The organism is Pseudomonas sp. EL_65y_Pfl2_R95, assembly GCF_963971045.1.
Lineage (GTDB): Bacteria > Pseudomonadota > Gammaproteobacteria > Pseudomonadales > Pseudomonadaceae > Aquipseudomonas.
Map to the genome: position 1 here is coordinate 918,060 of NZ_CAXAOV010000001.1, position 25,601 is coordinate 943,660.

The window sequence follows — 25,601 nt, forward strand, 5'->3', positions numbered from 1 at the left end:
TTATTGTTATGGAGCAGATAGCATAGGACGCTAACGTCTATCTCGCGCGTTAGAAAGCTCAATAAAGCCGACTGATGGCCGGCAATAAAAAAAGCGGCCATAAAAGGCCGCTTAAAATGGAGTCAGTCAGATGAAACCTGAATCAGCGCACCCCGGATGCGCGTAGCGCTGCTGGCGTGTAGTCAGCAACACTGGATTTGAAACCAAACTCGTAGGCGGTGCTTTCTTCGTTTTTCATGCCCAACACCAAATAGCGCCCGGCAATGATGTCGTACAGCGTCTCGACTGTGTAGCCTGACATCTGCCGCGGGTAGTAATACTGGGCATGACCTTCAGCGACGCGCCAGAGTTGGCCGCGACCGTCGTAGTGATCAACCAGGGCGATCTCCCAACTGTCTTCATCAACATAGAAGTGGCGTTTGGCGTAGATATGCCGCTCCCCCGACTTCAGCGTGGCTTCGACTTCCCACACCCGGTGCAACTCATAACGGGTGAGATCCTGGTTGATATGCCCGGCTTTGATGATCTCGTCATATTTGAGCTTCGGCGAATCAAGCTTGTAGGCATTGTAGGGAATATACATTTCCTTCTTGCCGATCAGCTTCCAGTCGTAACGATCGGGAGCGCCAGAAAACAAATCGAAGTTGTCAGCAGTGCGCATGCCATCAGATGCGGTGCCTGGACCATCGTAGGCAACTTGAGGAGCACGGCGCACACGGCGCTGACCGGCGTTATAGATCCACGCCAGTCGCGGCTCTTTAACCTGATCAATGGTCTCGTGCACCAATAACACATTACCGGCCAAGCGCGACGGTGCTGTCACCCGCTGCTTAAAGTAAAGCAGGATATTATTGGTCTTGGCTGGGTCCGAACCTTCCAGTTCGGTTGGGAATGCCACCTCATCCTCGAACTTGACCAGGCTATAAGAGCCATTCACCTGCGGCGTTGCCTGAGCAATATGCCGGCGCACGTTACCCCCGCGGTAACGGGTGATATGGTTCCAGATCACCTCGACTCCGGTCTTCGGGATAGGGAAAGCGTAGTAGCGGCTGTCACTGAAGTTTTGCAGGCCATTACCGCCATCGACACCGACGGTATTGAGCGCACTTTTCTTAGCGGCAGCGTAAATTTCAGGCGGTGCGCCTGCGGTGCGGTGGGTGGTGTACACCGGCATCCTGTAGGTTTGCGGATAACGCTTGAACATCGCCTGCTGCCCCGCAGACAACTTGTCTTTGTACTGTTCAAAGTTACTCGCTGTAATGACGAACAACGGCTTCTCGTCAGCAAAGGGGTCACTGATAAAACCTGCAGCATCCACGCTGCCTGCTGTTTTCGGCAAACCACCATCCCATGCCGGAATGGTGCCCTCGGCGTTGCCGGCTTTTTCCCCGCCTAGCGGGGTCAAGCTTGCACCTAACTGGGCAGCTTCCTGCTCAGACACGGCGGCCATCACACTGCTTGCCAGCAGTGTCAGGAACAACGCGCCTGCTGATAGGATTCTTGTGTTTTTCATCGATTACGGATCCTTTGGTTATCGTTGATCAGAAGTTCACGCCAAAGCTCAGAGCAACGAAATCACGGTCGGTAATCACGTTGTAGTCGCCACCGAAGAAGTCGGTGTAACTGAGGCTGGCGTTATAGGTATTCTGGTATTCGGCGTTCAAGCCGACGCTGATCGCCTTGCTGCCCTCGGTAAAGTTGGGCCCATAACCACTGACGTCATGGGACCAGGCCAAGCTCGGGGTCAGGTTGATACCGGCGAATACGTTGTTGTAATCGGCACTGGCGCGCAAACGATAGCCCCATGAACTCGAAGTGTAGAAACCATCGTCATTGCACTCGTCGGGGTTGGCGGCATTGAAGGCTTCACAAACACCCGGTGCGGTGAACTCGCCGGCACCAAAAATGGGGTCACGGCCGAAGCGCACATCACCGACGTCATCGCTGATGCCACTGATGTAGTTGTAGCCCACTTCACCCACCAGTGTCAGGCGGCTTGCCCCCAGCACCCGGTCGATAAATTGCACAGCACTAATCTGCGCCTGAGTCACTTCACGGCGCTCATAACCATGAAGATCTGCGGAAGATACGTTCTGCGACTCGCCGGAAACGAAGATTGGTGAGAACGGCAAGCCCAATGCGCCAAAGGACATATCGGTGGAGTTGATTTGCAGCGGCATATTTGGCCGGTAGCTCAACTCACCCGAAACGGCGGTGCCATCCACATTCGTGGCGAAGCTCAAACCGTATAGGCGAATATCTTCCGGGTACTCGATAAAGTAACGCGCATCAGGGGCCCCCGGGATAAATGCAGCGCTGGGTGAGGTGGTGCGAATGGTGCTGAACACTGGGCCTCGGCTGTGGTAATTCATGGTGTACAGGCCAAACTCAGTGTCGTTCAGTGATTCGGCAAACCAGCGCAGGGCTAAACCATACTGGCCACTGTCGCGCGCATCGCGGTCACCGGCACGGGGAATGTAAGCGTTATCGACAAAAGAGTTGGTCGACTCACCCACCGGTAAGTCGGGGCCCGCAACCACTAAGCGATCCTCACAACCATCGGCGACCACGTCTGAAGTCGAGAAGAACGTGCCACAGTTATCCGCAACCGTCTGGTCCCACTCCAGTTGGTAGAAGGCTTCCATGCTCACGTTGTCGGTCAGGCTTTGCGAAACATAGAGCATGTTGACCGGAATCAAACCCTCCTTGATTTCTGCACCCGGACGGCGAAAGGCTGCCGCATCGATCGGATTGATTGAGTTGATCGAGTTTTGAATAAAGGTACTTTCACCCCAACTGACAACCTGCTTACCGGCACGCACGCTGCCAGGCAAATCGCCAATGGTGTAATTGTGGTAGATAAAGGCATCGAGAATCTCGGCCCCTGACGACTGCGCCGCTTGTTTGCGGTTATGGTCGTCAATGTCATAGAACAGGCGGCTTTCATCCTTGGTTTCGAAGTCGTACCAGTATTTACCGCGGACAAAAATACCGGTGTCGCCGTACTTCAACTCAAGGTCATGAATGCCCTTGAAGATCTTCGAGAAGGTTTCACCTTTCTTGAAATTCAGCCGGCCATCATCTGAAGTCCGTGATGATGCATTGCCACCCATCGCCGTTGAGATGAAGTCTTTGTCGCCATCACGGGTAGCCCAACTGGCGCCCACGGACAGTGAAGAATCGAACTGCCCTTCAATCGGTCCCATGGTGAAATTCACCGCTTGTGCTTGTGCTGTGCAACCGAGCGCAACGGCTACTGCCAGTGCACGGGGTTGAAACAATGCATGTCTTGTTTTTGTTGTCATGCGACGCTCCTGAAAGCGATGTGTTGAGTGTTGCCGCCAACCTAACCAGAGCGACCCCGAGCGATAAGCGCCCGAAAGAGGTATTTTGAATGTCAGCCGAAAGAGTGAATCCCCCCGCCAATTCGAGGTTTCAGGACGTAGATCGGCCGGCACAATGGTGTGTTATTGAATGACTGAATAATGCACGCCCCCACAGGGCACTTAACCTGGCCAGGGCAAATCCGCTGCTGACGCTGTCAATTCGGCGCAGCCTAAGCCTTGCTCTGACTAGTGCCGAGCACGACCGTATCAATACCAATACACCGTATTGAATACGATACAATGAAGGTGGACTTCCGGCATCAGTGGCCTTGCTTAAGTTGGCGAAACCGAGGTCGGGTGAAGTGTATTGATTTCAATACAAAACGAATAAAACTGCATTCTTTATAATTTCTCAAGTCATTGATTTTATTGATTAATTTATCAATGGCACTCACCTTGCAGACAATTTTCACAACACGCTCGCCGACTGCGGGCATTTGAATCATCGCCTGCAACAGAAACGGGCGAGACTGTCACTTGAGGAGTTCACATGAGCGAATTGCGTTTTACCGTCGAGCACGAATGGCTGCGTCAAGAAGCAGATGGCCTGGTAACCGTTGGCATCACCGCCTTTGCCCAAGAAGCACTGGGTGACGTGGTATTCGTTCAATTGCCGGACGCGCAAAGCTACAGCGCTGAAGCCGAAGTCGCGGTGCTGGAATCGGTTAAAGCCGCCAGCAACATCACCATGCCGCTTGACGGTGAAGTGGTTGAAATCAATAGCGACCTCGAAGCCAGTCCTGAACTGGTCAACGAAGACCCGCTGGGTAAAGGCTGGTTCTTCCGTTTCCGTCCGGCCAACCCAAGCGCCATCAATGACCTGCTCGACCAGGCGGCTTACGACCGCCTGCTTAACGCCAACGCTGACGCCTGAGGCTAGCTGATGACTGACCTGACCACTGAAAACGAATTTATCGCCCGTCATATCGGCCCGCGCGACGCTGATGTTGACGCCATGCTCCAGCAACTTGGCTTTGACTCGCTCGATGCACTCAGCGCCAGCGTTATCCCTGAAAGCATCAAAGGCACCAGCGTACTGGGCCAGACGCCAGGCCTGAGCGAAGCCGATGCATTGGCCAAGATCAAAGGCATCGCCGCCAAGAACCAACAGTTCAAGACCTTTATTGGTCAGGGCTATTACGGCACCCATACGCCGTCGCCGATCCTGCGCAACCTGCTGGAAAATCCAGCCTGGTACACCGCCTACACACCTTATCAGCCAGAAATTTCCCAAGGTCGCCTGGAAGCACTGCTTAACTTCCAAACCCTGGTCAGTGATCTGTCTGGCTTGCCAATCGCCAACGCATCACTGCTCGACGAAGCCACCGCTGCCGCCGAAGCCATGACCTTCTGCAAGCGTTTGTCGAAGAACAAGGCCAGCAACAGCTTCTTTGCATCCAGGCATTGCCACCCGCAGACCCTCGATGTACTGCGCACCCGTGCCGAACCACTGGACATCGAAGTTGTGGTCGGCGATGAAGCCGAGATCACCGATGCCAGCGCTTACTTCGGCGCCCTGCTGCAATACCCGGCGAGCAATGGCGACATCTTTGACTACCGCGCTCTGGTTGAGCGTTTCCACGCCGCCAATGCGCTGGTTGCAGTGGCCGCTGACCTGCTGGCCCTGACCCTGCTGACGCCACCCGGCGAGTTTGGTGCAGACGTTGCCTTGGGCAGCGCTCAGCGTTTCGGTGTACCGCTTGGTTTCGGCGGCCCACACGCGGCCTACTTTGCCACTCGCGACGCCTTCAAGCGTGACATGCCTGGCCGTCTGGTCGGTGTTTCGGTTGACCGTTTCGGTAAGCCTGCGCTGCGCCTTGCCATGCAAACGCGCGAGCAACATATTCGCCGCGAGAAGGCCACCAGCAACATCTGTACCGCTCAGGTTCTACTGGCCAACATCGCCAGCATGTATGCGGTGTATCACGGCCCACAAGGCTTGACCCGCATCGCCAAACGCGTACATCAGATGACTGCAATCTTTGCCCAGGGTCTGGCGAAGCTGGGTTATGCAGTCGAGCAAGAAAACTTCTTCGACACCCTGACCATCGCATCGGGCGAGAAAACGGCTGCGCTGCACAAGCATGCACACGAGCTGTCGATCAACCTGCGCGTGGTTGATGCCCAGCGGGTTGGCGTTTCATTTGACGAAACCACTGATCAAGCCGCGCTTGAAAGCCTGTGGGAAGTCTTTGCCGAGCCAGGCAACAGCCTGCCAAGCTTTGCTGAACTGGCTAAAGCGGTGGCGACTCGCTTGCCACAAGCATTGCTGCGTCAATCGGCCATTTTGAGCCATCCGGTATTCAACCGCTATCACTCGGAAACCGAGCTGATGCGCTACCTGCGCAAGCTGGCTGACAAAGACCTGGCGCTGGATCGCAGCATGATCCCGCTGGGCTCTTGCACCATGAAGCTCAACGCTGCCAGCGAAATGATCCCGGTCACCTGGGCTGAATTCGGCAACCTGCACCCCTTTGCGCCGACCGAGCAAAGCCAGGGTTACCTGCAACTGACCGACGAACTGGAAGCGATGCTTTGCGCTGCCACCGGTTATGACGGTGTATCGCTGCAGCCAAACGCCGGCTCACAAGGTGAATACGCAGGCCTGCTGGCGATTCGCGCCTACCACATCAGCCGTGGCGACGATCAGCGCGATATCTGCCTGATCCCGCAATCGGCGCACGGTACCAACCCGGCCACCGCGAGCATGGTTGGCATGCGCGTTGTAGTGACCGCATGCGATGCCCGTGGCAACGTCGACATTGAAGACCTGCGTGCCAAGGCGATCGAACACAAGGATCGTCTGGCTGCATTGATGATCACCTACCCGTCGACCCACGGCGTGTTTGAAGAAGGCATCCGCGAGATCGCCCAAATCATCCACGACAACGGCGGTCAGGTGTACATCGACGGCGCCAACATGAACGCCATGGTCGGCCTCTGCGCCCCAGGTCAGTTCGGCGGCGACGTATCGCACCTTAACCTGCACAAAACCTTCTGCATCCCGCATGGCGGTGGTGGCCCAGGTGTTGGCCCTATCGGCGTGAAGGAACATTTGATTCCGTTCCTGCCAGGCCACGCCAACATGGCGCGTAAAGAAGGTGCGGTCAGCGCGGCGCCATTTGGTAGCGCAAGCATTCTGCCTATCACCTGGATGTACATCAGCATGATGGGCGGCGAAGGCCTCAAGCGTGCTTCGCAGCTGGCAATCCTCAATGCCAACTACATCGCCCGTCGCCTTGAAGAACACTACCCAGTGCTCTACAGCGGCACCAACGGCCTGGTTGCCCACGAGTGCATTCTCGACATTCGCCCAATCAAAGACGCCAGCGGCATCAGCGTTGATGATGTGGCCAAGCGCCTGATCGATTTCGGTTTCCACGCGCCGACCATGTCGTTCCCGGTGGCGGGCACCTTGATGATCGAGCCGACTGAAAGTGAATCGAAAGAAGAGCTGGATCGTTTCTGCGACGCGATGATCGCCATTCGTGACGAAATTCGCGCAGTAGAACGCGGTGACCTCGACAAGGAAAACAACCCGCTGAAAAACGCCCCGCACACCGCGCTTGAGCTGGTCGGTGAGTGGACGCACAGCTACAGCCGTGAGCAGGCGGTGTACCCAGTTGCCTCGCTTATCGACGGTAAGTACTGGCCGCCAGTGGGCCGGGTCGACAACGTGTTTGGCGATCGCAACCTGATTTGCGCTTGCCCGTCGATCGAAGCCTACCAGGACGCCTAAAGCAGCACCCAGCAAACGCCAGCGACAGTTGCGGGCGTTTGTTACGGGGCCTTAAACCGCCCCATTTATTCAAACCCGGCGGGTTAATCACCCGCCAGGTGGATTGCCGGCATCAACCATGACGGCAACCAACAACTGAAGGCCAACCCGCACTCAGTCATGCGTCAAGACCAGGTATCAAAGCACAACCGTAACCCTTACCACAGCAGCACATTCCACTCGCAAAACCACTGCAAACTGCCCCTATCCCGCGCAGGCTACCCCTGACGCTAACAACAACAAAAAGGTGCGTTCCATGGAATTTATCAACACATTAGTTAACTCAATAAACGGACTCGTCTGGGGCCCGCCGATGCTGGTGGCGATTCTCGGCACAGGCCTGTTCCTGATGATTCGCCTGAAGTTTATGCCGATCAGCAAGATTGGCGCAGGCTTCAGCTTGATGTGGCAAGGCCGCAAGAAAGACGACGACGCCAGTGGCGAAATCAGCCCCTTTCAAGCCTTGATGACCTGCCTCGCTGCCACAGTCGGCACCGGTAACATTGCCGGTGTGGCCACTGCTATTTTCCTCGGTGGCCCCGGCGCCCTGTTCTGGATGTGGTGCACCGCACTGGTCGGCATGGCAACCAAGTACTGCGAAGTGGTGCTGGCGGTGCACTACCGCGAAAAAGATGAGCGCGGCGAACACGTCGGCGGTCCGATGTACGCGATCAAAAATGGTCTGGGCAAAAAGTGGCTATGGCTCGGCACTGCATTCGCCATCTTTGGCGGGCTGGCAGGCTTTGGCATCGGTAACATGGTTCAGGTCAACAGCATGGCCCATGCCCTTGAGAGCACCTTCGATATCCCGCTGTGGGTGACCGGGGTTGTGAGCATGGTCGCTGTCGGTCTGGTTATCCTTGGCGGCATCAAGCGTATTGGCGTGGTTGCCGCAGCACTTGTTCCTTTTATGTGCATCGCCTACATCGTCGCCTCAATCGTGGTGCTGGTTGTCTTTGCTGACCAAATCCCCAATGCCTTCAACCTGATCTTCACCCACGCCTTCAGCCCAGCAGCAGCCACCGGTGGTTTCGCCGGTGCGGCAGTGATTGCGGCGATCCGCTTTGGTGTCGCCCGGGGTATTTTCTCCAACGAAGCAGGCCTCGGCACTGCCGGTATCGCTCAAGCTGCTGGCACCACCAACAGCCCGGTGCGCTCTGGCATGATCGGCATGCTCGGCACCTTTATCGATACCCTGGTGATCTGCACCATGACCGGCCTGGCGATCATCTGCTCTGGCGTTTGGACCAGCGGTGTCAGCGGCGCAGCCCTTTCGGCATCGGCCTTCGAGTCCGCCATGCCGGGTTTTGGCGGTGCATTTCTGAGCATTGCGCTGGTGGTGTTTGCCTTCACGACTATTCTTGGCTGGAGCTACTTTGGCGAGCGCTGCTGGGAATTTATGGTTGGCACCAAAGCGATCATGCCATTCCGGATTATCTGGGTGCTGGCCGTGCCGTTTGGCGCTATTGCCCAACTCGACTTTGCCTGGCTGCTGGCTGACACCCTGAATGGCTTGATGGCCCTGCCGAACCTGCTCTCGCTGTTACTGTTGAGCCCTATTGTGGTCAAGCTGACCCGCGATCACTTCAACCCGGACATCGTCAAGCGCAGCGTCGACTCGCTGCAACGCTGACTCACTATGGCGCGAGCGATAAGCGCTCGCGCCCGACTTTAAGGACACCTGCAATGTTCTACAAAAGCCTGACTCTGAACGAATATGATCCAGCACTCGCGCGTGCACTGAATGCCGAAGACCGCCGCCAGGAAGATCACATCGAACTGATCGCCTCGGAAAACTACACCAGCCCAGCGGTAATGGAAGCTCAGGGCAGCGGCCTGACCAACAAATACGCTGAAGGCTACCCGGGCAAGCGTTATTACGGCGGCTGTGAGCACGTCGATGTGGTCGAAAGCCTGGCCATCGAGCGTGCCAAGCAACTGTTCGGCGCCGATTACGCCAACGTCCAGCCCCATTCGGGCTCCTCCGCGAACTCAGCGGTGTACCTGGCACTGCTGCAAGCAGGTGACACCATTCTCGGCATGAGCCTGGCCCACGGCGGCCACTTGACCCACGGCGCCAAAGTGAGCTCATCGGGCAAGCTCTACAACGCCATCCAGTACGGCATCGACGAACAAGGCCTGATTGATTACGCCGAAGTTGAACGCCTCGCCGTCGAGCACCAACCGAAAATGATCGTGGCGGGCTTCTCCGCGTATTCGCGCACCCTGGACTTCGCCCGTTTCCGTGAAATCGCCGACAAAGTGGGCGCTTACCTGTTTGTCGACATGGCGCACGTTGCCGGTCTAGTCGCGGCAGGCCTGTATCCGAACCCGCTGCCGTACGCCGATGTTGTCACCACCACGACCCACAAAACCTTGCGCGGTCCACGTGGTGGTCTGATCCTGGCCAAGGCGAACGAAGCCATCGAGAAGAAACTCAACTCGGCGGTGTTCCCCGGCAGCCAGGGCGGTCCGTTGATGCACGTTATCGCGGGCAAGGCAGTGTGCTTCAAAGAAGCCATGGAGCCCGGTTTCAAGACCTACCAGCAGCAAGTGATCAACAACGCCCGGGCGATGGCTGAAGTATTTATCGGCCGGGGATTTGAAGTGGTTTCCGGTGGTACTGACAACCACCTGTTCCTGCTGAGCCTGATCAAGCAAGGCCTGACGGGCAAAGCCGCTGATGCGGCCTTGGGCGATGCCCACATCACCGTCAACAAAAACGCGGTGCCCAACGACCCACAGTCACCTTTTGTCACCTCGGGTATTCGCATTGGCACCCCGGCCGTGACCACGCGCGGCTTTAAAGAAGGCGAGTGCCGTGAATTGGCTGGCTGGATCTGCGACATTCTTGATGAACTGGACAACCCAGCCGTAATCGAACGTGTACGTGGTCAGGTAAGCGAGTTCTGCAAGACCTTCCCGGTCTACGCTGACTAAGTAAGGCACTCTACAGAGCGCCTCACACGCAACTATTGATGCGGTCTGCTGCCACAAGCGCAGACCTGCGAGGTTTTATGTCACTCAGTGTTTTTGACTTGTTCAAAATCGGTATCGGCCCTTCCAGCTCACACACGGTTGGACCGATGCGTGCCGCCGCTCGTTTTGTCGAAGGCCTGCGCCGCGATGAACTGCTCACCACGACCGAGCGGGTTAATGTCGAACTCTACGGATCTCTGGGCGCGACCGGCAAAGGCCACGGCAGCGACAAAGCCGTGCTACTTGGCCTGCTTGGTGAACAACCCGACAACGTCGACACCAGCACCATTGATCAACGCTTAAAAGCGATTCGAGCCGCAGGAGAACTTGATTTACTCGGCGAAAAAACCATTCGCTTTGTCGAGAAAGAACACCTGGCGATGATCCGCAAGCCCTTGGCGTTTCATCCCAATGGCATGATCTTCCGAGCATTCGATCAAGCCGGAATACAGATTCGCAGCCGCGAGTATTATTCGGTTGGCGGCGGCTTTGTGGTGGACGACGAAGCTGCAGGCGCCGACCGCATTGTTGAAGATCAAACCAAACTGCCCTACCCGTTCACCACCGGCAAGCAACTGTTGGCCCACTGTGCCGAACATAGCCTGTCGGTTAGCCAGGTAATGCTTGCCAATGAAGCGGCCTGGCGTCCCGAAGCGGAAACCCGCGAGCGCCTGCTGAAGATTTGGCAGGTGATGCAAGATTGCGTCACCGCGGGCTGCAACAACGAAGGCATCATGCCCGGCGGTCTGAAGGTTAAACGCCGAGCAGCGGCCCTCTATCGTCAGCTGTGCAAAAACCCGGAAGCGAACATGCGCGATGCGCTGAGCGTGCTCGATTGGGTCAACCTGTATGCATTGGCCGTCAATGAAGAAAACGCCAGCGGCGGCCGCGTAGTCACCGCGCCTACAAATGGAGCGGCGGGTATTATCCCGGCTGTGATGCATTACTACACCCGCTTTATCAGCGGTGCCAATGACGATGGCGTGGTGCGTTTTCTGCTCACTGCAGCCGCCATCGGTATCCTCTATAAAGAAAATGCCTCGATCTCCGGTGCCGAGGTGGGTTGTCAGGGTGAGGTCGGTGTGGCGTGTTCCATGGCTGCCGGCGCCTTGTGCGAAGTGCTTGGCGGCAGCGTGCAGCAAGTTGAAAACGCTGCGGAAATCGGCATGGAACACAACCTCGGCCTGACCTGCGACCCGGTCGGCGGCTTGGTCCAAGTGCCCTGCATTGAACGCAACGCGATGGGCTCGGTTAAAGCCATCAATGCCGTGCGCATGGCATTGCGCGGCGACGGCCAGCACTTTATTTCACTGGATAAAGTGATTCGGACCATGCGCCAGACCGGCGCTGATATGAAAAGCAAGTACAAAGAAACCTCTCGCGGCGGCCTTGCCGTGAACATCATCGAATGCTGATTAAGCGCTGCGTGCTGCACAAGCGCGCGGCGAGCCGAACACCAAGGAGACCTGCATGACTACCGAAACTCTCGCTAAAACCCCATTGCACACACTGCACCTTGAGCTGGGCGCACGTATGGTGCCGTTCGCTGGCTACGACATGCCGGTGCAGTACCCGCTCGGCGTCATGAAAGAACATTTGCAGACCCGCGATCAGGCGGGCTTGTTTGATGTCTCGCACATGGGCCAGCTGGTTCTAAGGGGCGCCAATGCAGCCAAAGCCTTGGAAACCTTGGTGCCTGTCGACATTATCGACCTGCCGGTAGGCATGCAGCGCTACGCGATGTTTACCGACGAAAACGGCTGCATCCTCGACGACCTGATGGTGGCCAACCTCGGTGATGACACCCTGTTTCTAGTGGTCAACGCGGCCTGCAAAGACCAGGACCTGGAACACTTACGCAAACACATTGGCGAGCAGTGCGAGATTGAAAGCCTGTTTGATTCGCGCGCACTGCTGGCCCTGCAAGGTCCGAAGGCCGTGGACGTGCTCAGCCGTCTTGCTCCAGAAGTAGCGAAGATGACCTTTATGCAATTCACCCAAGTGCGCCTGCTCGGTGTTGACTGCTACGTCAGCCGCTCTGGCTACACCGGTGAAGATGGCTATGAAATCTCGGTACCAAACGAAAGCGCTGAAACCCTGGCGCGCAGCCTGCTGGCCGAGCCTGAAGTCGAGGCGATTGGCCTTGGCGCTCGCGACTCACTGCGCCTGGAAGCCGGTCTGTGCCTGTACGGCCACGACATGAGCACCAGCACCACTCCCATCGAAGCCAGCCTGCTTTGGGCCATGTCCAAACCACGCCGCGCCGACGGTGCACGTGCTGGTGGCTTCCCGGGCGCAGAACAGGTATTTGCCCAACAGCAGGCTGGCGTTGCCAGCAAGCGCGTCGGTCTGTTGCCACAAGAGCGGGTTCCGGTGCGTGAAGGCGCTGAAATTGTTGATGCCGAGGGCAACACCATTGGCACCGTCACCAGCGGCGGTTTCGGCCCAACCTTGGGCGCCCCGGTTGCCATGGGCTACGTCCAGGCCAGCCACGTGCCAGTGGGCAGCGATGTCTGGGCTATCGTGCGTGGCAAGCGCGTAGCAATGAAAGTGGCCAAAACACCCTTTGTAGAACAGCGCTACTACCGCGGCTGATCGATCGAGCAATAGCAAAAAAGCCCGTATGTCACGATACGGGCTTTTTTGTGCGCGCTGGGAAGCCCCCGTTGTTACTCGCCCATAATCGCTTTTAATGCATCTGGCCGCGGTGCACCTTGTTGCTGCTGCATGCGCCCATCCTTATCCAGATAGAAAATCGCCGGCGTTGCCTGGCCACCCAGCTCGCCCATCAGCGCGACGTTGCTATCGAGCTGCTTTTGGATATCCGCGGGAATGGTTTTCAACGGCTTAAGCGAGCTGGATTGACCGGCAGACTCATGCGTGTGAAGTGCCTTCTCGGGTGATTTGGCTGTGAGTATGGTCGCGGCCTTGCCTTCGCTATCTTCGCGAATGATGCCGACCATGATATGGCGCAGCTGAACCTTGCCGGACTCGACCCAAGGACGTGACTGCTTCCAGAACAGCGTGCAGTACGGACAATTGGGGTCGCTGAATACATAGACCACGCGTGGCGCATCGGGTTTGCCATCTGCCACCCAGTGGCTTTTTTCCATGCGGGCCCACATTTCCTTGGCCATTGGCTGGTAAACCAATTTTTCCAGCGGCGCCTCGCTTAGATCGGCGCCCTGCTCATCCAGCAAGGTGCCAAGCAGCACGTGCTTACCATCGGGCAGCAGATACAGGGCCATGGCCTGGCCATTATATTTAGCCGCAAACCCCTGCATGCCACCGGGGGCATCGAACTTGCCGACCACTTCTGCGCCACGCGCTTCCACCGCTTTAATCGGCGCAGGCCATTCTTCTGCATGCAGGCCCGTAGCAACGCTACTTATAAGCGCCAGTGCCAACCAACGCGAAGTTAAGGTAATCATTGTTTATCATCCTTTTTAAACAGCTCTAGAACCTGCGATAGGCTGGCATCCGACAACTCACCCAAGTGACTGCCGATCTGCCGCCCATCCGCGTTATAAAACACCGTAGTCGGCAATGCCCGTGAACCGACCAGCGGCCCAAGCTGGGCGTGGTTATCCATAAGTACATTGCTCATAGTGAGCTGACCGGCCTGCAAAAATCGACTGATTTCGTCCTGACTTTCACCCTGGTTGACGAACAAGAAGGTGACATCAGTATGGCGCGCCTGTGCTGCCGCCAGCACCGGCATTTCACGGCGACACGGCGGACACCAGGTTGCCCAGAGGTTGACTACCAGAGGTTTGCCGAGATAGTCATTCAAGCTAACGGCTTTACCTTCCATCGAGGTCAGGGCCACTTGCGGCAGACGCGTGCCATGCTCCAGTGCACGCATTACTGCCGTACCGGAACCCCAGACGAGTAAGCCGGCAACCAATGCAATGCCAAGCGGACGGCGCATCGCTGGTTGTTTAATCCAGTAATACCCGCCCAGCGCCAGCCCCACAAGAACGCCCGGCCAGGCGATAAACCCGCCATCGCGCAGGTCAATCACCTGCCACAAATCATTCTCGAAATGCTCAAAGTAGCGCACAACGAAGGCGCAACGCGCGCCCAGCACACCTGTCAGGAACATCAAAAACAAGCGATTTTCCGGATTGCTCTTAGCGCTACGCCCAACCCACCAGCCAACCAGCGTGGCCACAAACAGGCTGGTCAATAACAACAAATGGGCCGCTGACATAGTCAAGGGCCCAAGGTTAACGCTAAGCATCTGCATTCCTTGAGATCAGTTGTGCCTGAAAAGGCAAACAACTGCGACACGTCCGTTATGTAAAGGGTTCAACAACCGCTGATTGCGAGCGTTACAAACTGTGTTTAGCGCAACTGCTCAACCATATCCGCGATCACGCTGAGAACATCTTTGCCCAGTTGTGCAGAGCGCTGGCCATTCCATCCAGTGCGTGGGCACGGCGTGTCATTGTGGTCTTTAAAAGGCATCTCGATGGTGAACGCCAAGCAGTCGAACTCCATACCGACCGAGTTGCATGCCAGGGTGGTATTGGCTTTGCCGGGCTCACTGCGCGGATAACCAAAGCGCGTCTGAAATTCCGCACCGCTGGCAACCAGCCGACTGCGAAAATCGTGTTCAAGTTTCTCCAAGCGGGCGTTATACCCCGGGTTACCCTCACAACCAGCCGTAAACACGTGAGGGATTTCTTCATCGCCGTGGATATCCAAAAACAGATCAACACCGATCTTGCGCATCTGTTGCTGGACGAAATACACCTCGGGGCTTTGTTCTTCACTGGCAGATTGCCAAGCACGATTGAGGTCCTGACCCGCCGCATTGGTGCGCAAATGACCGCGGAAGGCCCCATCAGGATTCATGTTCGGCACCAGGTACAAATCAGCATGCTCAAGCAAATGGTTGAGCTGCGCATCTTCACTGTTTTGCAGGCGCTCGATCACTCCCTCCATGTACCACTCAGCCATGTGCTCGCCCGGATGCTGTTGGGCGATGATCCAGACCTTGCGCTGTGCATTGGGGTTACGGCTGACTTTGAGCAACTGAATATCGCGCCCTTCGATACTCTTGCCCGTAGCGATGACTTGCGCTCCGGCCTCAGCAACTGCCGTGGCGATCAGTTGATCATGGCGCTCGCGGCTATAGGGCTCAAAGTAGGCGAACCATATCTGCGGCTGATGGGGCGCCAGCTCAAAATCGAGGGCACCGTCCTGAAAGCGGCTTGGCACCCTGAACCATTTTTTCTGATCATAGGACGCAGCGGTATCATAGCCGCTCCACGCATGGCTATACGCAGAGTGGTGGGCATTGATCAAGCTGAAGCCAATCGGCTTACCCGGTGTAAGCCCCTCCACTTTGAAATGAAACCACTGGAAGTGGTGGCTGCAGAGATCAGGGCGAATCTCCAGCAATACCCGCTGAGGATTACTGGCATCAATAACCTCAATATTGCCACTGTCGAAATCACAACTGATCTGCATACGCACCTCAAATACGCTGAATTCAATAACGGCCTAAAGCATCGCAGTTCCAGCCCGACTTGCAAACGGTAAAACCCAGAAAATAATTGCCGCTCGCGCCAGAACTGGCTGTTCAGTGGGCGATTATTTAAAGACCCAAAGTACCCGAGTCGCCTGCTGACTGAGATTGGCATAACGAAACTGGCTGTGCGGCGGTAGCTGGAAGCCATCATTCGCCAGTAAGGTCACCGGTTCAGCGTCAAGCCAAATGGTCAGCTCTCCTTCGAGCACAAAGCCGCCTTGCTCTGAACTGTCATCCAAATGCCCTTCACCGCTGCTCGCCCCCGGCGCCAGATGACTTTCCAACATTGAGAAACCAGCCGACATGCTTGGCGAAACCAGCACATCGGTAATCTCACCGGCGTAATACAAGGTGCGACGTTCATCGGGTCGAGTCACCCAGCTGACTTCACGCGGTTTACTAAGGTTATAAAAATAGCTGGTAGAGACGCCCAAGGCCTCCGAAATGGCAGTGAGATCGGCTACGGTGGGCTTGGATATTGCCCGTTCAACCTGAGACACAAACCCCACTGAACGTCCAATCTGCTCGGCCAACGCTTCGAGACTCACCTTCTTGTGCTTGCGCAGGTCGCGAATCAATATCGCCAACCCCTCAACCTCATCCTGCATATCCATATCTGGTCCTCAAAGCACTTCTATTAACTGACTTATAAGCCGATAAAGGTTACAGGCTGTCACGCAGTCGGTACCACGCTTTACCCAGCGCCTCGATAGGTGCAGCAAGGGTTGAGCCGCCGGGGAACGCCGGGTTGTGCAAACCCTGATACAGCCTGAGCAGGTCTGCGTTGCCAAGAATTGCATCGGTTACCGCCCGCGCCCCGGCGAGTGTGGGGAGCACGCCATGCCCGGAAAACCCTTGTAGCCAATAACGCTGGCCTTCACAGCCGATATCAGGGGTGCGTTTCATGGTGCAATCGATATGGCCGCCCCATGCATAGTCCAGCCCGACCCCGATTAACTGCGGAAATACCCGTTCCAGGTACGGCCGGGTTGCCTTCGCGACATCCTTGGGGATACCGCCAAGATAGGTGCACCCACCTCCGAACAGCAGACGGTTGTCCGGGGTTAAGCGGAAGTAGTCCGGGACAAATTGATTGTCGATGACGCAGCTGTTCTTCGGCAAAAGTGAATGAGCCAGTTCGGCCGCTAATGGCGCTGTAGCCACTTGATAGGAGCCCACCGGCAAGATACGTCGGCTTAACCCCGGGTCCAGCTTATCAATGTAGGCATTGCAGGCGAGAACAAGAACATCGGCGCGCACTTCGGCTTTATCCGTCCGCGCGCGATAGCCTTCAGCCGTCTGGCGGTAGTCCCGCACATGAGTCTGCTCAAAGATCTGCCCACCCAATTGCTCAATGGCCGCGGCCAACCCATGGGCGAGTTTCAGCGGATTGATATGGGCCCCTTGCGGATCATAGAGCGCGGCCTGATAGCGGCCACTGCCAATCCAGCCGCGCAACTCCTCTCCGGCAATAAAACGAACACCCGGCGAGGCCCATTTCTCATGGGCTTCGCGCTCAGCGGCTTGCAACTGAGGGACACGCCGTGCCTGTACTGCGCTGTACAGACTGCCTTGGCGGTAATCGATATCGAAACCGTGACGCTGAGGCAGTTCGCGCATCTCATCGGCGGCCCATTGCATGCTGCGCCAAAGTCGCTGGGCGCCACTCAAACCCAGTGCGGCCTCCAAAGGTGGCATATCACATGACCAGCCGAGTAAGGCTTGCCCGCCGTTACGACCTGATGCCGCCCACGCCAAACGACTGGCCTCCAGAACAACCACGCGCTTACCTGCCTGTAACAACTGCAACGCACAATGCAGGCCGCTAAAGCCGCCGCCAATGATCAGCACCTCGGTATCAAGGGGCTCATCAAGCGCTGGCCTCAACCCAATTGGCCCGGGAAAGGTTGACGCATAATAGGTGGGTAAATGCTGGGCAGACTGCTTGAACATTCGAGCCTCATGAATTATTTCGCTTATAATTTCATGAAAATTTACTACATAAATTTCATATAGCCAAGTAACACGCAGACCTGCCAACTTCTGCACAAAACTGTTGTCTTTGATGTAGCCGTAATCACTCACCTCTGGGGCTGGGGTATAAACCTGACGCGGGCATGAGAAGCCTAATTAGGCATGCGCTTTGGCAAATTCTGAGGCTTGAATCATCCAGCACTTAGTCATACCGTCGTATGCAACATGCTCTCGTCAAATCAGGAATCAACATGATGAAAACAAATTTACTGGCGCGTTCAACACTTCCCGCCCTGCTCTGTACCCTGCTTGTTCTCGGCGGTTGCGCCAGCAACGATACCGACACTGATACCACCGAGCCTACGACGGCTCCGGCAACAACCCAAGAGCAGAGTGCCAACCCCGAGTTCGATCAACTGCGTAAGGCCGCTGAAAGTGGCGACGTTGAGAGTCAATTCAAATTAGGCAGTGCTTATTTCGTTGGCCGCCCAATCAAAGACCTCAAGCAAGCTGAGAGCTGGTGGAAAAAAGCCGCTGACAAAGGCCACTCGATGGCAGCGGTAAGCCTGGCTTACCTCTACACCGGCCGAGACGATGCCTCCTTTGCCAATCGTGATGCCATGCTCAAGTACCTGAACCAGTCCGCAGCTGGCGGTAACCCAATGGCGCAGCACATCCTTGGCAACCTCTACTTTACCGGCGAACACGGTGTCGCCCGCGACCCTAACCAGGCAGTGGCCCTGTACACCGCCGCGTGTAAAGCCAACTACCAAGTCAGCTGTGAAGCCCTGAAGAAACTGCAGACCCCGTAACCAACGCCGACTTGCTGCAAACACGCCCCGCACTTGCGGGGCGTGTTGTTTCATATGTCCAACTGCCTCACCGGTCGCACTTCCACACAACCAACCCGTGCAGCAGGAATCTTGCCCGCCACTTGAATCGCTTCATTCAGGTCGCGGGCTTCAATCAGATAAAACCCTGCCAGTTGTTCTTTAGTTTCGGCGAAGGGGCCATCGGTGATTGAAAGTTGCCCGCCGCGCATACGCACCGTTGTTGCACTGTGCACTGGCTGCAACGCTTCTGCGGCAATCATACGGCCACTGCGCTGGACTGCTTCGGCGTAGGCCCAACACTCTTCATCCGCAGGACTGTCTGCGCTGGAATGAAGTTGCTGCTCGTTGCTGTAAACCAGACATAAATATTTCATCACACTCTCCCTTGCTCGCTGCAATATGCTTGTGTATGTCCTAGTCGTTTGGGCCAAATGACATTCGACACTGCACAGTTCTTTATCTTGCATAAGGAACGACCATTCCCTCCAAGAGTGCCGGAATAGAGGGGCTAGTTAAGAACCAAAAGGTTCAAGAAACTCAACCGTTATTGATCGCCGGTTTATTTTCCACAGCCTTGTAACCTTTTAAGCCGCTATCAGTCTTAATTACACCTTGGCAACTCACAGCGTCATCAACAGAACGAGCGTGCCAACTATGCTAACTAGCGCAAACTAACAGGGGTATACAGGTGCATCTAAAGCACGCTGCACAAGAACTGGACATTTTCTAACCGATCGCGATAATTGGCCTAGATCGACAACAAAAGTCGACACCCCTTTTAAGCGATTGTTTTCACCGTCTGTATGTGTAGCGCCCCAGTCAGCGCGCCGCACGCTATTCAATTGAAAACTGACCGTACGCTTGAACCTGAAAGTGGCCGTAACAACGGACTACAACTTAGACCTTAGGATTTAATGTGACGAAAGACGAACTGCGCGCCGAACTCGAGCGCCAGGCGCAGCGTTACAAGGATGTTTACGGCGGAGAAGTTTTAACCTACGCCGCTCAACCGGAACCTGAACGCAAGCCGTGGCGCAAAAGAGCCTCTCTTCTCGACCAAGCTTTCGATAAAGAGATACAGAAGATCGAAAAAGAGCTGGAAGACAAATCTGAATTTTGACTCATCACCCGCCAGACAGAGCTATTTAACCTCCCTCTGGCAGACTGAGCTCCAATCCCTAGCGCTTTTTACTGCCCAATAGCGATCCCATCAAGCCACGCACCAACTGCCTGCCAAACTGATTGGCGGCTTGGCGCACAGCGGTTTTCATCGCCTGGCTGGCAAAGCCACCCAGTAAGTCCGTGGCCATATCACCAAAGCTCTCATCTTCTTTAGCGGCCTTGGTTTTGCCAGCAGTTGGGGTTTGCGTCTGCGGCTTAACCTCAGCCGCAGCCGCCCGTGCAGTCAGCAGCTCATAGGCAGATTCGCGATCAATAGGCTTGTCGTAACGCCCTGCCAGTGGTGATTGTTTGATCAAGCTGGCGCGCTCTGCTTCGGTCAACGGCCCTATCCGTGACTGCGGCGGGGCGATAAGCACGCGCCTTACCATGCCCGGCGTGCCCTTCTCTTCCATGGTGCTGACTAACGCCTCGCCAATGCCCAGTTCAGTTAGAACGCTGAGGGTGTCAAACGCTGGATTCGGCCGGAAACCTTCGGCTACAGCGCGCAGCGATTTCTGCTCTTTAGCAGTAAAGGCGCGTAAACCATGCTGAATACGTAAGCCCAATTGCGCCAGTACATCATCGGGCAGATCACTCGGCGACTGCGTGACAAAGTACACCCCAACGCCTTTAGAGCGAATCAGCCGTACCACCTGTTCCAACCGCTCTTGCAGGGCTTTTGGCGTATCAGCAAAGAGCAGGTGCGCCTCATCGAAAAACAGCGCCAACACAGGCTTGTCGGCATCACCACGCTCGGGTAACTGCTCAAAAAGCTCAGCCAGCAACCACAGCAAGAAGGTGGCGTACACTTTAGGCGCTTCATGCACCAGGCGGCTGGCATCCAGCAAATGCACGCGCCCACTGCCGTTGGCGTCAGGCTGAAGAATATCTTCCAACTGCAAGGCAGGCTCACCAAAGAGCGCCTCTGCCCCTTGCTGTTCGAGGCCTGAAAGACGGCGTAACAAGGCTTGCCCGGAGGTTTTGGTAAACAGCGCGCCGTCATCACCGAGCACTTCCGGGTGGTCTTTGAGATGATTGAGCAATGCCTTCAGGTCTTTCAGGTCAAGCAACAACAAGCCTTCGCGGTCAGCCACTTTGAACGCGGCATAGAGCGCCGCTTGCTGGCTGTCACTCAGCTCTAGCAATGAGCCAAGCAGCAAGGGTCCCATTTCACTCAAGGTGGTTCGCAATGGGTGACCACTCTGGCCGTTGATGTCCCAGAGTGAGACCGGACAGGCCTTGGGCACATGGTTGAGCCACGGCATGCTGGCAATGCGTTCGGCAATTTTCCCCTGGGGATTCCCCTGCGCGCCAACCCCGCACAGATCGCCCTTGACGTCTGCAGCGAATACAGCAACCCCGGCCTCACTAAACGTCTCGATCAACCGTTGCAAGGTCACCGTTTTGCCGGTGCCGGTTGCCCCCGCGATCAAGCCATGGCGGTTGGCCAGACGCAAGGATTGACCGACCGCCTGACCTTCCAGATCAGCGCCGATAATTAATTGGTTCGCTACAGCCATTTTTACCTTCCTCTGGATTAAAGCTTTTCGAGCCATTTGCCGACATATCTGGCTAAGGCCGCTAGTTTGCGACTTCACACCTACTTTTATCAAAGACTGGCTTCAGTACCTTACGGGCGCAAGACTTTATGAGCACAAATTTGAAATTCAGTCACAAGATACTGATTGCTGCTGCATTAGTTGTAGTCGCAGCTTTCTCGCTTTTCACGCTTTACAACGATTACCTGCAACGCAACGCGATCCGTGAAGATCTAGAAAGCTACTTGCATGAAATGGGCGATATCACCGCCAGCAACATCCAGAACTGGCTGTCAGGCCGGATTCTGCTGGTCGAAAGCGCAGCCCAGTCGATCGCAAAAAACCCTGACAACACAGCGGTTATTAGCCTGCTTGAGCAAAAAGCGCTGACATCGACTTTCGACTTTACCTACCTGGGGGGCACCGACGGCAGCTTCGCCATGCGCCCCGATGACAAAATGCCTGAAGGCTACGACCCGCGAACCCGGCCTTGGTACAAAGACGCCCTGACAACCGGCGGCACCACCCTAACCGAACCCTATGTAGATGCTGCAACCGGCGGCCTGATCATCACCATTGCTACACCGGCAGCAAGTGCAGGCGTTGTGGGCGGCGACCTGAGCATGAAAACCCTGGTTGAGACCATCAATTCGCTGGACTTTGGCGGTATCGGCTATGCATTTCTCGTCAGCTCTTCCGGGCAGATCCTGGTGCACCCGGATAAATCGCTGGTGATGAAGTCGCTCAACGATGTCTATGCCGCAAATGCCCCGGCCATTAGCGACACCATTACTGAGGTAGAAATCGACGGCAAGCAACGCATCATCAGCTTCACGCCGGTAAAAGGTTTGCCGTCGGTGAACTGGTATCTGGGCCTGTCGATCGACAAAGACAAAGCCTACTCAATGCTCAGCAAGTTCCGCACGTCGGCGATCATCGCGACCATTATTGCCGTGGTATTGATCATGTTGCTGCTCAGTGTATTGATGCGCGTCCTGATGCAACCTTTGCACACCATGGGCAAAGCCATGCGCGACATCGCCATGGGTGATGGTGATCTGACTCAACGCCTGACCACCAACAGTAACGATGAATTCGGCGAAATGGCCACATCGTTCAACCAATTCGTCGAGCGGATTCACACCTCAATTCGTGAGGTTTCTTCGGCGACCATTCAGGTTAACGAAGTGGCCAAGCTGGTGGTCAACGCCTCGAATTCCTCGATGCTTAACTCCGACGAACAAGCCAGCCGTACCAACAGTGTCGCCGCAGCAATCAATGAGCTTGGCGCGGCTGCCCAGGAAATTGCGCGCAATGCGGCAGACGCCTCAACCCAAGCCTCTGATGCCCGTGAACAAGCGGAAGATGGACGCTCAGTGGTTGAGCGTACCATCGCGGCGATGAATGACCTGTCAGGCAAGATCAGCGCCTCATGCAGCAACATTGAAACCCTGAACAGCAAAACCGTGAACATCGGCCAGATTCTTGAAGTGATCAAAAGCATCTCGCAACAAACCAACTTGCTGGCACTCAACGCGGCGATTGAGGCGGCGCGCGCCGGTGAAGCCGGTCGTGGTTTTGCCGTGGTTGCTGATGAGGTGCGCAACCTTGCCCACCGCACCCAGGAATCGGCGCAAGAGATTGAAAGCATGATTGAAGAGCTGCAGGTGGGTTCACGCGAGTCGGTCACCACCATGACCGAGAGCCAACGCTACAGCGAGGAAAGCGTGGCGATTGCCAACCAAGCGGGTGAGCGTCTTGGCAGCGTGACCCAGCGCATCGGTGAGATCGACGGGATGAACCAGTCAGTGGCCACGGCAACCGAGGAGCAAACCTCGGTGATCGAATCGCTGAACATGGACATCATCGAAATCAACACCCTTAACCAGGAAGGCGTTGAGAACCTTCAGGCGACACTGCGTGCCTGCAGCGATCTGGAGCGTCAGGCGACACGCCTCAACCAACTGGTTGGCAGCTTCCGCATCTAGGCGCAGCAAACCCTTTACGCAGGGCGCCCACGAGGCGCCCTTTTTAGTATTCGGCTGCTATTGTTCGGCGCTCGGGTCAGAATCATCAAGGCTTTGCGTTTGCTTGAGCAGCGCTTGCGCTTGGCTGAAGTCCGCACCGTCCTCAGCGCTTAACTGATCGATGTCGTAGCGACTTAGACATCCCTCGCCAACAGTCTCCGGGGCCTTTGATACAGCGCGATCAAGTGGATCAGCCATGGTTTATCTCCTGTTTGGCTTACGCCCCGCGTCAAGCCGGGGTGGTAACTAAAGCTTTGACTCAATCCTGCGAGGCTGTGCCTTTGTCATGCTGGGCAAACTCTTTCGCCGCGCGCAGTACGTCGCTACGACTTATTTGACCGATCAGGCGACCGTCCGCAATCACTGGCATACGCCCGAGTTTACCCTGCAAAAAACGCTCGGACACTTCGATCACGCTGGCGTCCGGGGTGATGGTTTCAATGTTACGGCTCATATAATCACCCACAGTGCCGCCAATTGATTCGTAATAAGCGCCAGACAAGGTTGCCCGCAGACAATCTCCCTCAGAGATCAAACCAATCAAACGTCCCTGCGGGTCGACCACGGGGGCCCCGGAAATACGATGCTCAAGTAAACGGTTTATTGCCGTGAATAAATCGGTCTCGGCACGAAAGGTCACCAAATGGGTGGTCATGTAATCACGCACTTTGATTGACTTGAGCATAATCGAACTCCTTTTAGTGACGTCCGGCCGGCGTCTACAAGACGATTAATCGAACACCACCGTTTTGTTGTCGTGCACCAGAACCCGGTCTCCCAAGTGATAGCGTAGCCCACGTGAGAGCACCATCTTCTCAACGTCCTTACCCAAGCGCACCATCTCCTCGATACTTTCACGGTGACTGACCCGTACCACGTCCTGTTCAATGATCGGACCGGCATCCAACTCTTCAGTAACATAATGTGACGTAGCGCCAATCAACTTGACCCCACGAAGCGACGCCTGGTGATAGGGCTTGGCTCCGACAAATGACGGCAAGAAGCTGTGGTGTATGTTTATCACCCGCTGGGCGTAATCACGGCATAGCTGCGGCGGCAATATTTGCATGTAGCGGGCAAGCACAATCACATCCGCCTGATGGGCCTCGACCAATCGCGCCACTTCATCAAAGGCTGGCTGCTTGTCTTGTGGGTCAACCGGCACATGAAAAAAAGGAATGCCGTGCCACTCGACCATGCTGCGCAGGTCATTGTGGTTGGAGATAACACAGGGTATTTCACAATCAAGCTCGGCGCTGTGCCAACGGTGCAGCAGGTCCGCCAAACAATGGGACTCACGGCTTGCCATCAGCACCACGCGCTTCTTGTGATCCGAATCGGTAACGCGCCACTCCATCGAAAATTCACGGGCGATAGGCCCAAAGGCTTGTTTAAAGCCATCGACATCGAACGGCAGCGAGTCCGCGCGGATTTCATGGCGCATGAAAAACCAGCCAGTCTGATGGTCCGAGTGATGACTGGCTTCAGTGATCCAGCCGTTGTAGGTGGCCAGAAAATTACTGACCTTGGCCACAATACCCACACGGTCTGGGCAGGCGATAACCAGCCGAAAAGTGCGCATGAAAAGCTCCTGCTGAATTTTCAAAGGTGGCTATTCTAGACACCATGCGAACAAACCGCATTAACCCTGAGTGGTTGAACGCCTTAAAAACTCTAAAGGCTTGCACAACCTTCATATAGGGAATTCACCAGACTAAAGACTGGTCTTTTTTTCATACTCATCAGCCTAACTAGGCGCGCCAACTAAACGAGTATTGTTATTTTCCCCAACCGCAGGTGTTAGCCCACGCCAAAACAACTAATTACTTGTAACAGTGCGTCTTTTCTTTATAAACCGGTTTACTTGTGAAAAGTGCGTGTCTATTATTAGTTACACAGAGTCACCACCGAATGAATCAAGGTACACAATATGTCGCTGATCAACGAATACCGCGCTACAGAAGAAGCCATCAAAGAACTGCAAGAACGCCTCAAGAACATGTCACAAGATGACAAGCTACAAAAAGAACTTGAGTTCGAAGGCAAACTGCGCAAATTGATGGGCGAATATCAAAAATCCCTGCGTGACATTATCGCGCTGCTCGACCCAGACGCTAAAGTAAGCAAGAACGCACGCGCTGGCAAAGCGACCGGCACCAAGCGTGCCCGCAAAGTTAAGCAATACAAGAACCCTAACAACGGTGAAGTCATCGAAACCAAAGGTGGCAACCACAAAACCCTGAAAGAGTGGAAAGCCAAGTGGGGCGGTGACGTGGTTGAAAGCTGGGCTACGCTGCTAGGCTAATCCGTCACAAGTTGCTCAGTGTTTAAAAAACGCCGGTAAGTCCGGCGTTTTTTTATGCCAAAAAATCAACGCCAAGAATGC

General features: G+C 55.6%; 22 protein-coding genes and 1 pseudogene. 11 read left to right on the forward strand and 12 right to left on the reverse strand.

The genetic code is table 11. From position 1 onward, the window contains the following. Positions 1–142: 142 nt before the first annotated feature. Together AACY09_RS04340 and AACY09_RS04345 are read right to left on the reverse strand one after the other, a co-directional pair. Complete coding sequence (locus AACY09_RS04340) at positions 143–1,513, reverse strand: DUF1329 domain-containing protein (protein ID WP_339486260.1); 1,371 nt, start codon at positions 1,511–1,513, stop codon at positions 143–145. Between the two features lie 28 nt (positions 1,514–1,541). Beyond that, positions 1,542–3,305, reverse strand: coding sequence for a DUF1302 domain-containing protein (locus AACY09_RS04345; RefSeq protein ID WP_339486261.1), 1,764 nt, complete (start codon positions 3,303–3,305; stop codon positions 1,542–1,544). A gap of 571 nt (positions 3,306–3,876) precedes the next feature. On the opposite strand from AACY09_RS04345, the gene gcvH reads away from it, so the two are divergent. From gcvH to gcvT, 6 genes are all read left to right on the forward strand, one after another. Then, positions 3,877–4,260, forward strand: coding sequence for a glycine cleavage system protein GcvH (gcvH, locus tag AACY09_RS04350; protein WP_339486262.1), 384 nt, complete (start codon positions 3,877–3,879; stop codon positions 4,258–4,260). A 9-nt stretch (positions 4,261–4,269) separates the two neighbouring features. Then, positions 4,270–7,125, forward strand: a complete 2,856-nt coding sequence (gene gcvP / locus AACY09_RS04355; protein WP_339486263.1) for an aminomethyl-transferring glycine dehydrogenase — start codon at positions 4,270–4,272, stop codon at positions 7,123–7,125. Between the two features lie 295 nt (positions 7,126–7,420). Continuing rightward, positions 7,421–8,797 (forward strand): alanine/glycine:cation symporter family protein, encoded by a 1,377-nt coding sequence (locus tag AACY09_RS04360; RefSeq protein ID WP_339486265.1) that lies wholly within the window; start codon positions 7,421–7,423, stop codon positions 8,795–8,797. 53 nt (positions 8,798–8,850) lie between these two features. Beyond that, positions 8,851–10,104, forward strand: a complete 1,254-nt coding sequence (glyA, locus tag AACY09_RS04365; protein WP_339486267.1) for a serine hydroxymethyltransferase — start codon at positions 8,851–8,853, stop codon at positions 10,102–10,104. A gap of 77 nt (positions 10,105–10,181) precedes the next feature. After that, the gene (locus AACY09_RS04370; RefSeq protein ID WP_339486269.1) at positions 10,182–11,558 is read left to right on the forward strand and encodes an L-serine ammonia-lyase; all 1,377 of its coding nucleotides are present in this window, start codon (positions 10,182–10,184) and stop codon (positions 11,556–11,558) included. A 55-nt stretch (positions 11,559–11,613) separates the two neighbouring features. After that, a complete protein-coding gene (gene gcvT, locus AACY09_RS04375; protein ID WP_339486271.1) occupies positions 11,614–12,738 on the forward strand; it encodes a glycine cleavage system aminomethyltransferase GcvT in 1,125 nt (374 codons plus the stop codon). Positions 12,739–12,812: 74 nt separating this feature from the next. On the opposite strand, the gene dsbG is transcribed toward gcvT, so the two are convergent. The 5 genes from dsbG to AACY09_RS04400 form a co-directional block, all read right to left on the reverse strand. After that, positions 12,813–13,574 carry a thiol:disulfide interchange protein DsbG gene (dsbG, locus tag AACY09_RS04380; protein ID WP_339486273.1) on the reverse strand — a complete coding sequence of 254 codons (762 nt, stop codon included), beginning with the start codon at positions 13,572–13,574 and terminating at the stop codon, positions 12,813–12,815. Continuing rightward, complete coding sequence (locus AACY09_RS04385; RefSeq protein ID WP_339486274.1) at positions 13,571–14,386, reverse strand: TlpA disulfide reductase family protein; 816 nt, start codon at positions 14,384–14,386, stop codon at positions 13,571–13,573. Before AACY09_RS04385 ends, dsbG begins: the two co-directional genes overlap by 4 nt. 104 nt (positions 14,387–14,490) lie before the next feature. Beyond that, positions 14,491–15,621, reverse strand: coding sequence for a M14 family metallopeptidase (locus AACY09_RS04390; protein ID WP_339486276.1), 1,131 nt, complete (start codon positions 15,619–15,621; stop codon positions 14,491–14,493). A 123-nt stretch (positions 15,622–15,744) separates the two neighbouring features. Beyond that, on the reverse strand, positions 15,745–16,296 hold the full coding sequence (locus AACY09_RS04395) for a helix-turn-helix domain-containing protein (protein WP_339486277.1): 552 nt from the start codon (positions 16,294–16,296) through the stop codon (positions 15,745–15,747). Between the two features lie 49 nt (positions 16,297–16,345). Next, positions 16,346–17,635: an NAD(P)/FAD-dependent oxidoreductase gene (locus tag AACY09_RS04400; RefSeq protein WP_339486279.1), complete on the reverse strand. Its 1,290-nt coding sequence runs from the start codon at positions 17,633–17,635 to the stop codon at positions 16,346–16,348. A 272-nt stretch (positions 17,636–17,907) separates the two neighbouring features. Here AACY09_RS04400 and AACY09_RS04405 point away from each other — a divergent pair, with 272 nt between their 5' ends. Continuing rightward, a complete protein-coding gene (locus AACY09_RS04405) occupies positions 17,908–18,468 on the forward strand; it encodes a tetratricopeptide repeat protein (protein WP_339486281.1) in 561 nt (186 codons plus the stop codon). A 50-nt stretch (positions 18,469–18,518) separates the two neighbouring features. On the opposite strand, the gene AACY09_RS04410 is transcribed toward AACY09_RS04405, so the two are convergent. Beyond that, positions 18,519–18,863, reverse strand: coding sequence for a YciI family protein (locus AACY09_RS04410; protein WP_339486283.1), 345 nt, complete (start codon positions 18,861–18,863; stop codon positions 18,519–18,521). Between the two features lie 542 nt (positions 18,864–19,405). Here AACY09_RS04410 and AACY09_RS04415 point away from each other — a divergent pair. Next, positions 19,406–19,609, forward strand: coding sequence for a hypothetical protein (locus AACY09_RS04415; protein WP_339486284.1), 204 nt, complete (start codon positions 19,406–19,408; stop codon positions 19,607–19,609). A gap of 58 nt (positions 19,610–19,667) precedes the next feature. Here the strand turns inward: AACY09_RS04415 and AACY09_RS04420 are convergent, their stop codons facing one another. Continuing rightward, positions 19,668–21,170: a helicase HerA-like domain-containing protein gene (locus AACY09_RS04420; protein ID WP_339486285.1), complete on the reverse strand. Its 1,503-nt coding sequence runs from the start codon at positions 21,168–21,170 to the stop codon at positions 19,668–19,670. A gap of 128 nt (positions 21,171–21,298) precedes the next feature. Between AACY09_RS04420 and AACY09_RS21995 the strand changes: the two are divergent. Continuing rightward, positions 21,299–22,318 (forward strand): annotated as a pseudogene (locus AACY09_RS21995) (cache domain-containing protein); the annotation flags it as partial. 93 nt (positions 22,319–22,411) lie between these two features. Further along, entirely contained in the window at positions 22,412–23,176 is a 765-nt protein-coding gene (locus AACY09_RS22000) for a methyl-accepting chemotaxis protein (protein ID WP_445323787.1), read from the forward strand. Positions 23,177–23,233: 57 nt separating this feature from the next. Here AACY09_RS22000 and AACY09_RS04430 read toward each other — a convergent pair whose 3' ends face one another. From AACY09_RS04430 to purU, 3 genes are all read right to left on the reverse strand, one after another. Continuing rightward, on the reverse strand, positions 23,234–23,413 hold the full coding sequence (locus tag AACY09_RS04430; protein WP_339486287.1) for a hypothetical protein: 180 nt from the start codon (positions 23,411–23,413) through the stop codon (positions 23,234–23,236). 61 nt (positions 23,414–23,474) lie between these two features. After that, the gene (locus AACY09_RS04435) at positions 23,475–23,900 is read right to left on the reverse strand and encodes a CBS domain-containing protein (RefSeq protein ID WP_339486288.1); all 426 of its coding nucleotides are present in this window, start codon (positions 23,898–23,900) and stop codon (positions 23,475–23,477) included. A gap of 45 nt (positions 23,901–23,945) precedes the next feature. Next, on the reverse strand, positions 23,946–24,797 hold the full coding sequence (purU, locus tag AACY09_RS04440) for a formyltetrahydrofolate deformylase (RefSeq protein ID WP_339486289.1): 852 nt from the start codon (positions 24,795–24,797) through the stop codon (positions 23,946–23,948). A 348-nt stretch (positions 24,798–25,145) separates the two neighbouring features. Between purU and mvaT the strand changes: the two genes are divergently transcribed. Further along, positions 25,146–25,520: a histone-like nucleoid-structuring protein MvaT gene (mvaT, locus tag AACY09_RS04445; RefSeq protein ID WP_339486290.1), complete on the forward strand. Its 375-nt coding sequence runs from the start codon at positions 25,146–25,148 to the stop codon at positions 25,518–25,520. Positions 25,521–25,601: the final 81 nt, after the last annotated feature.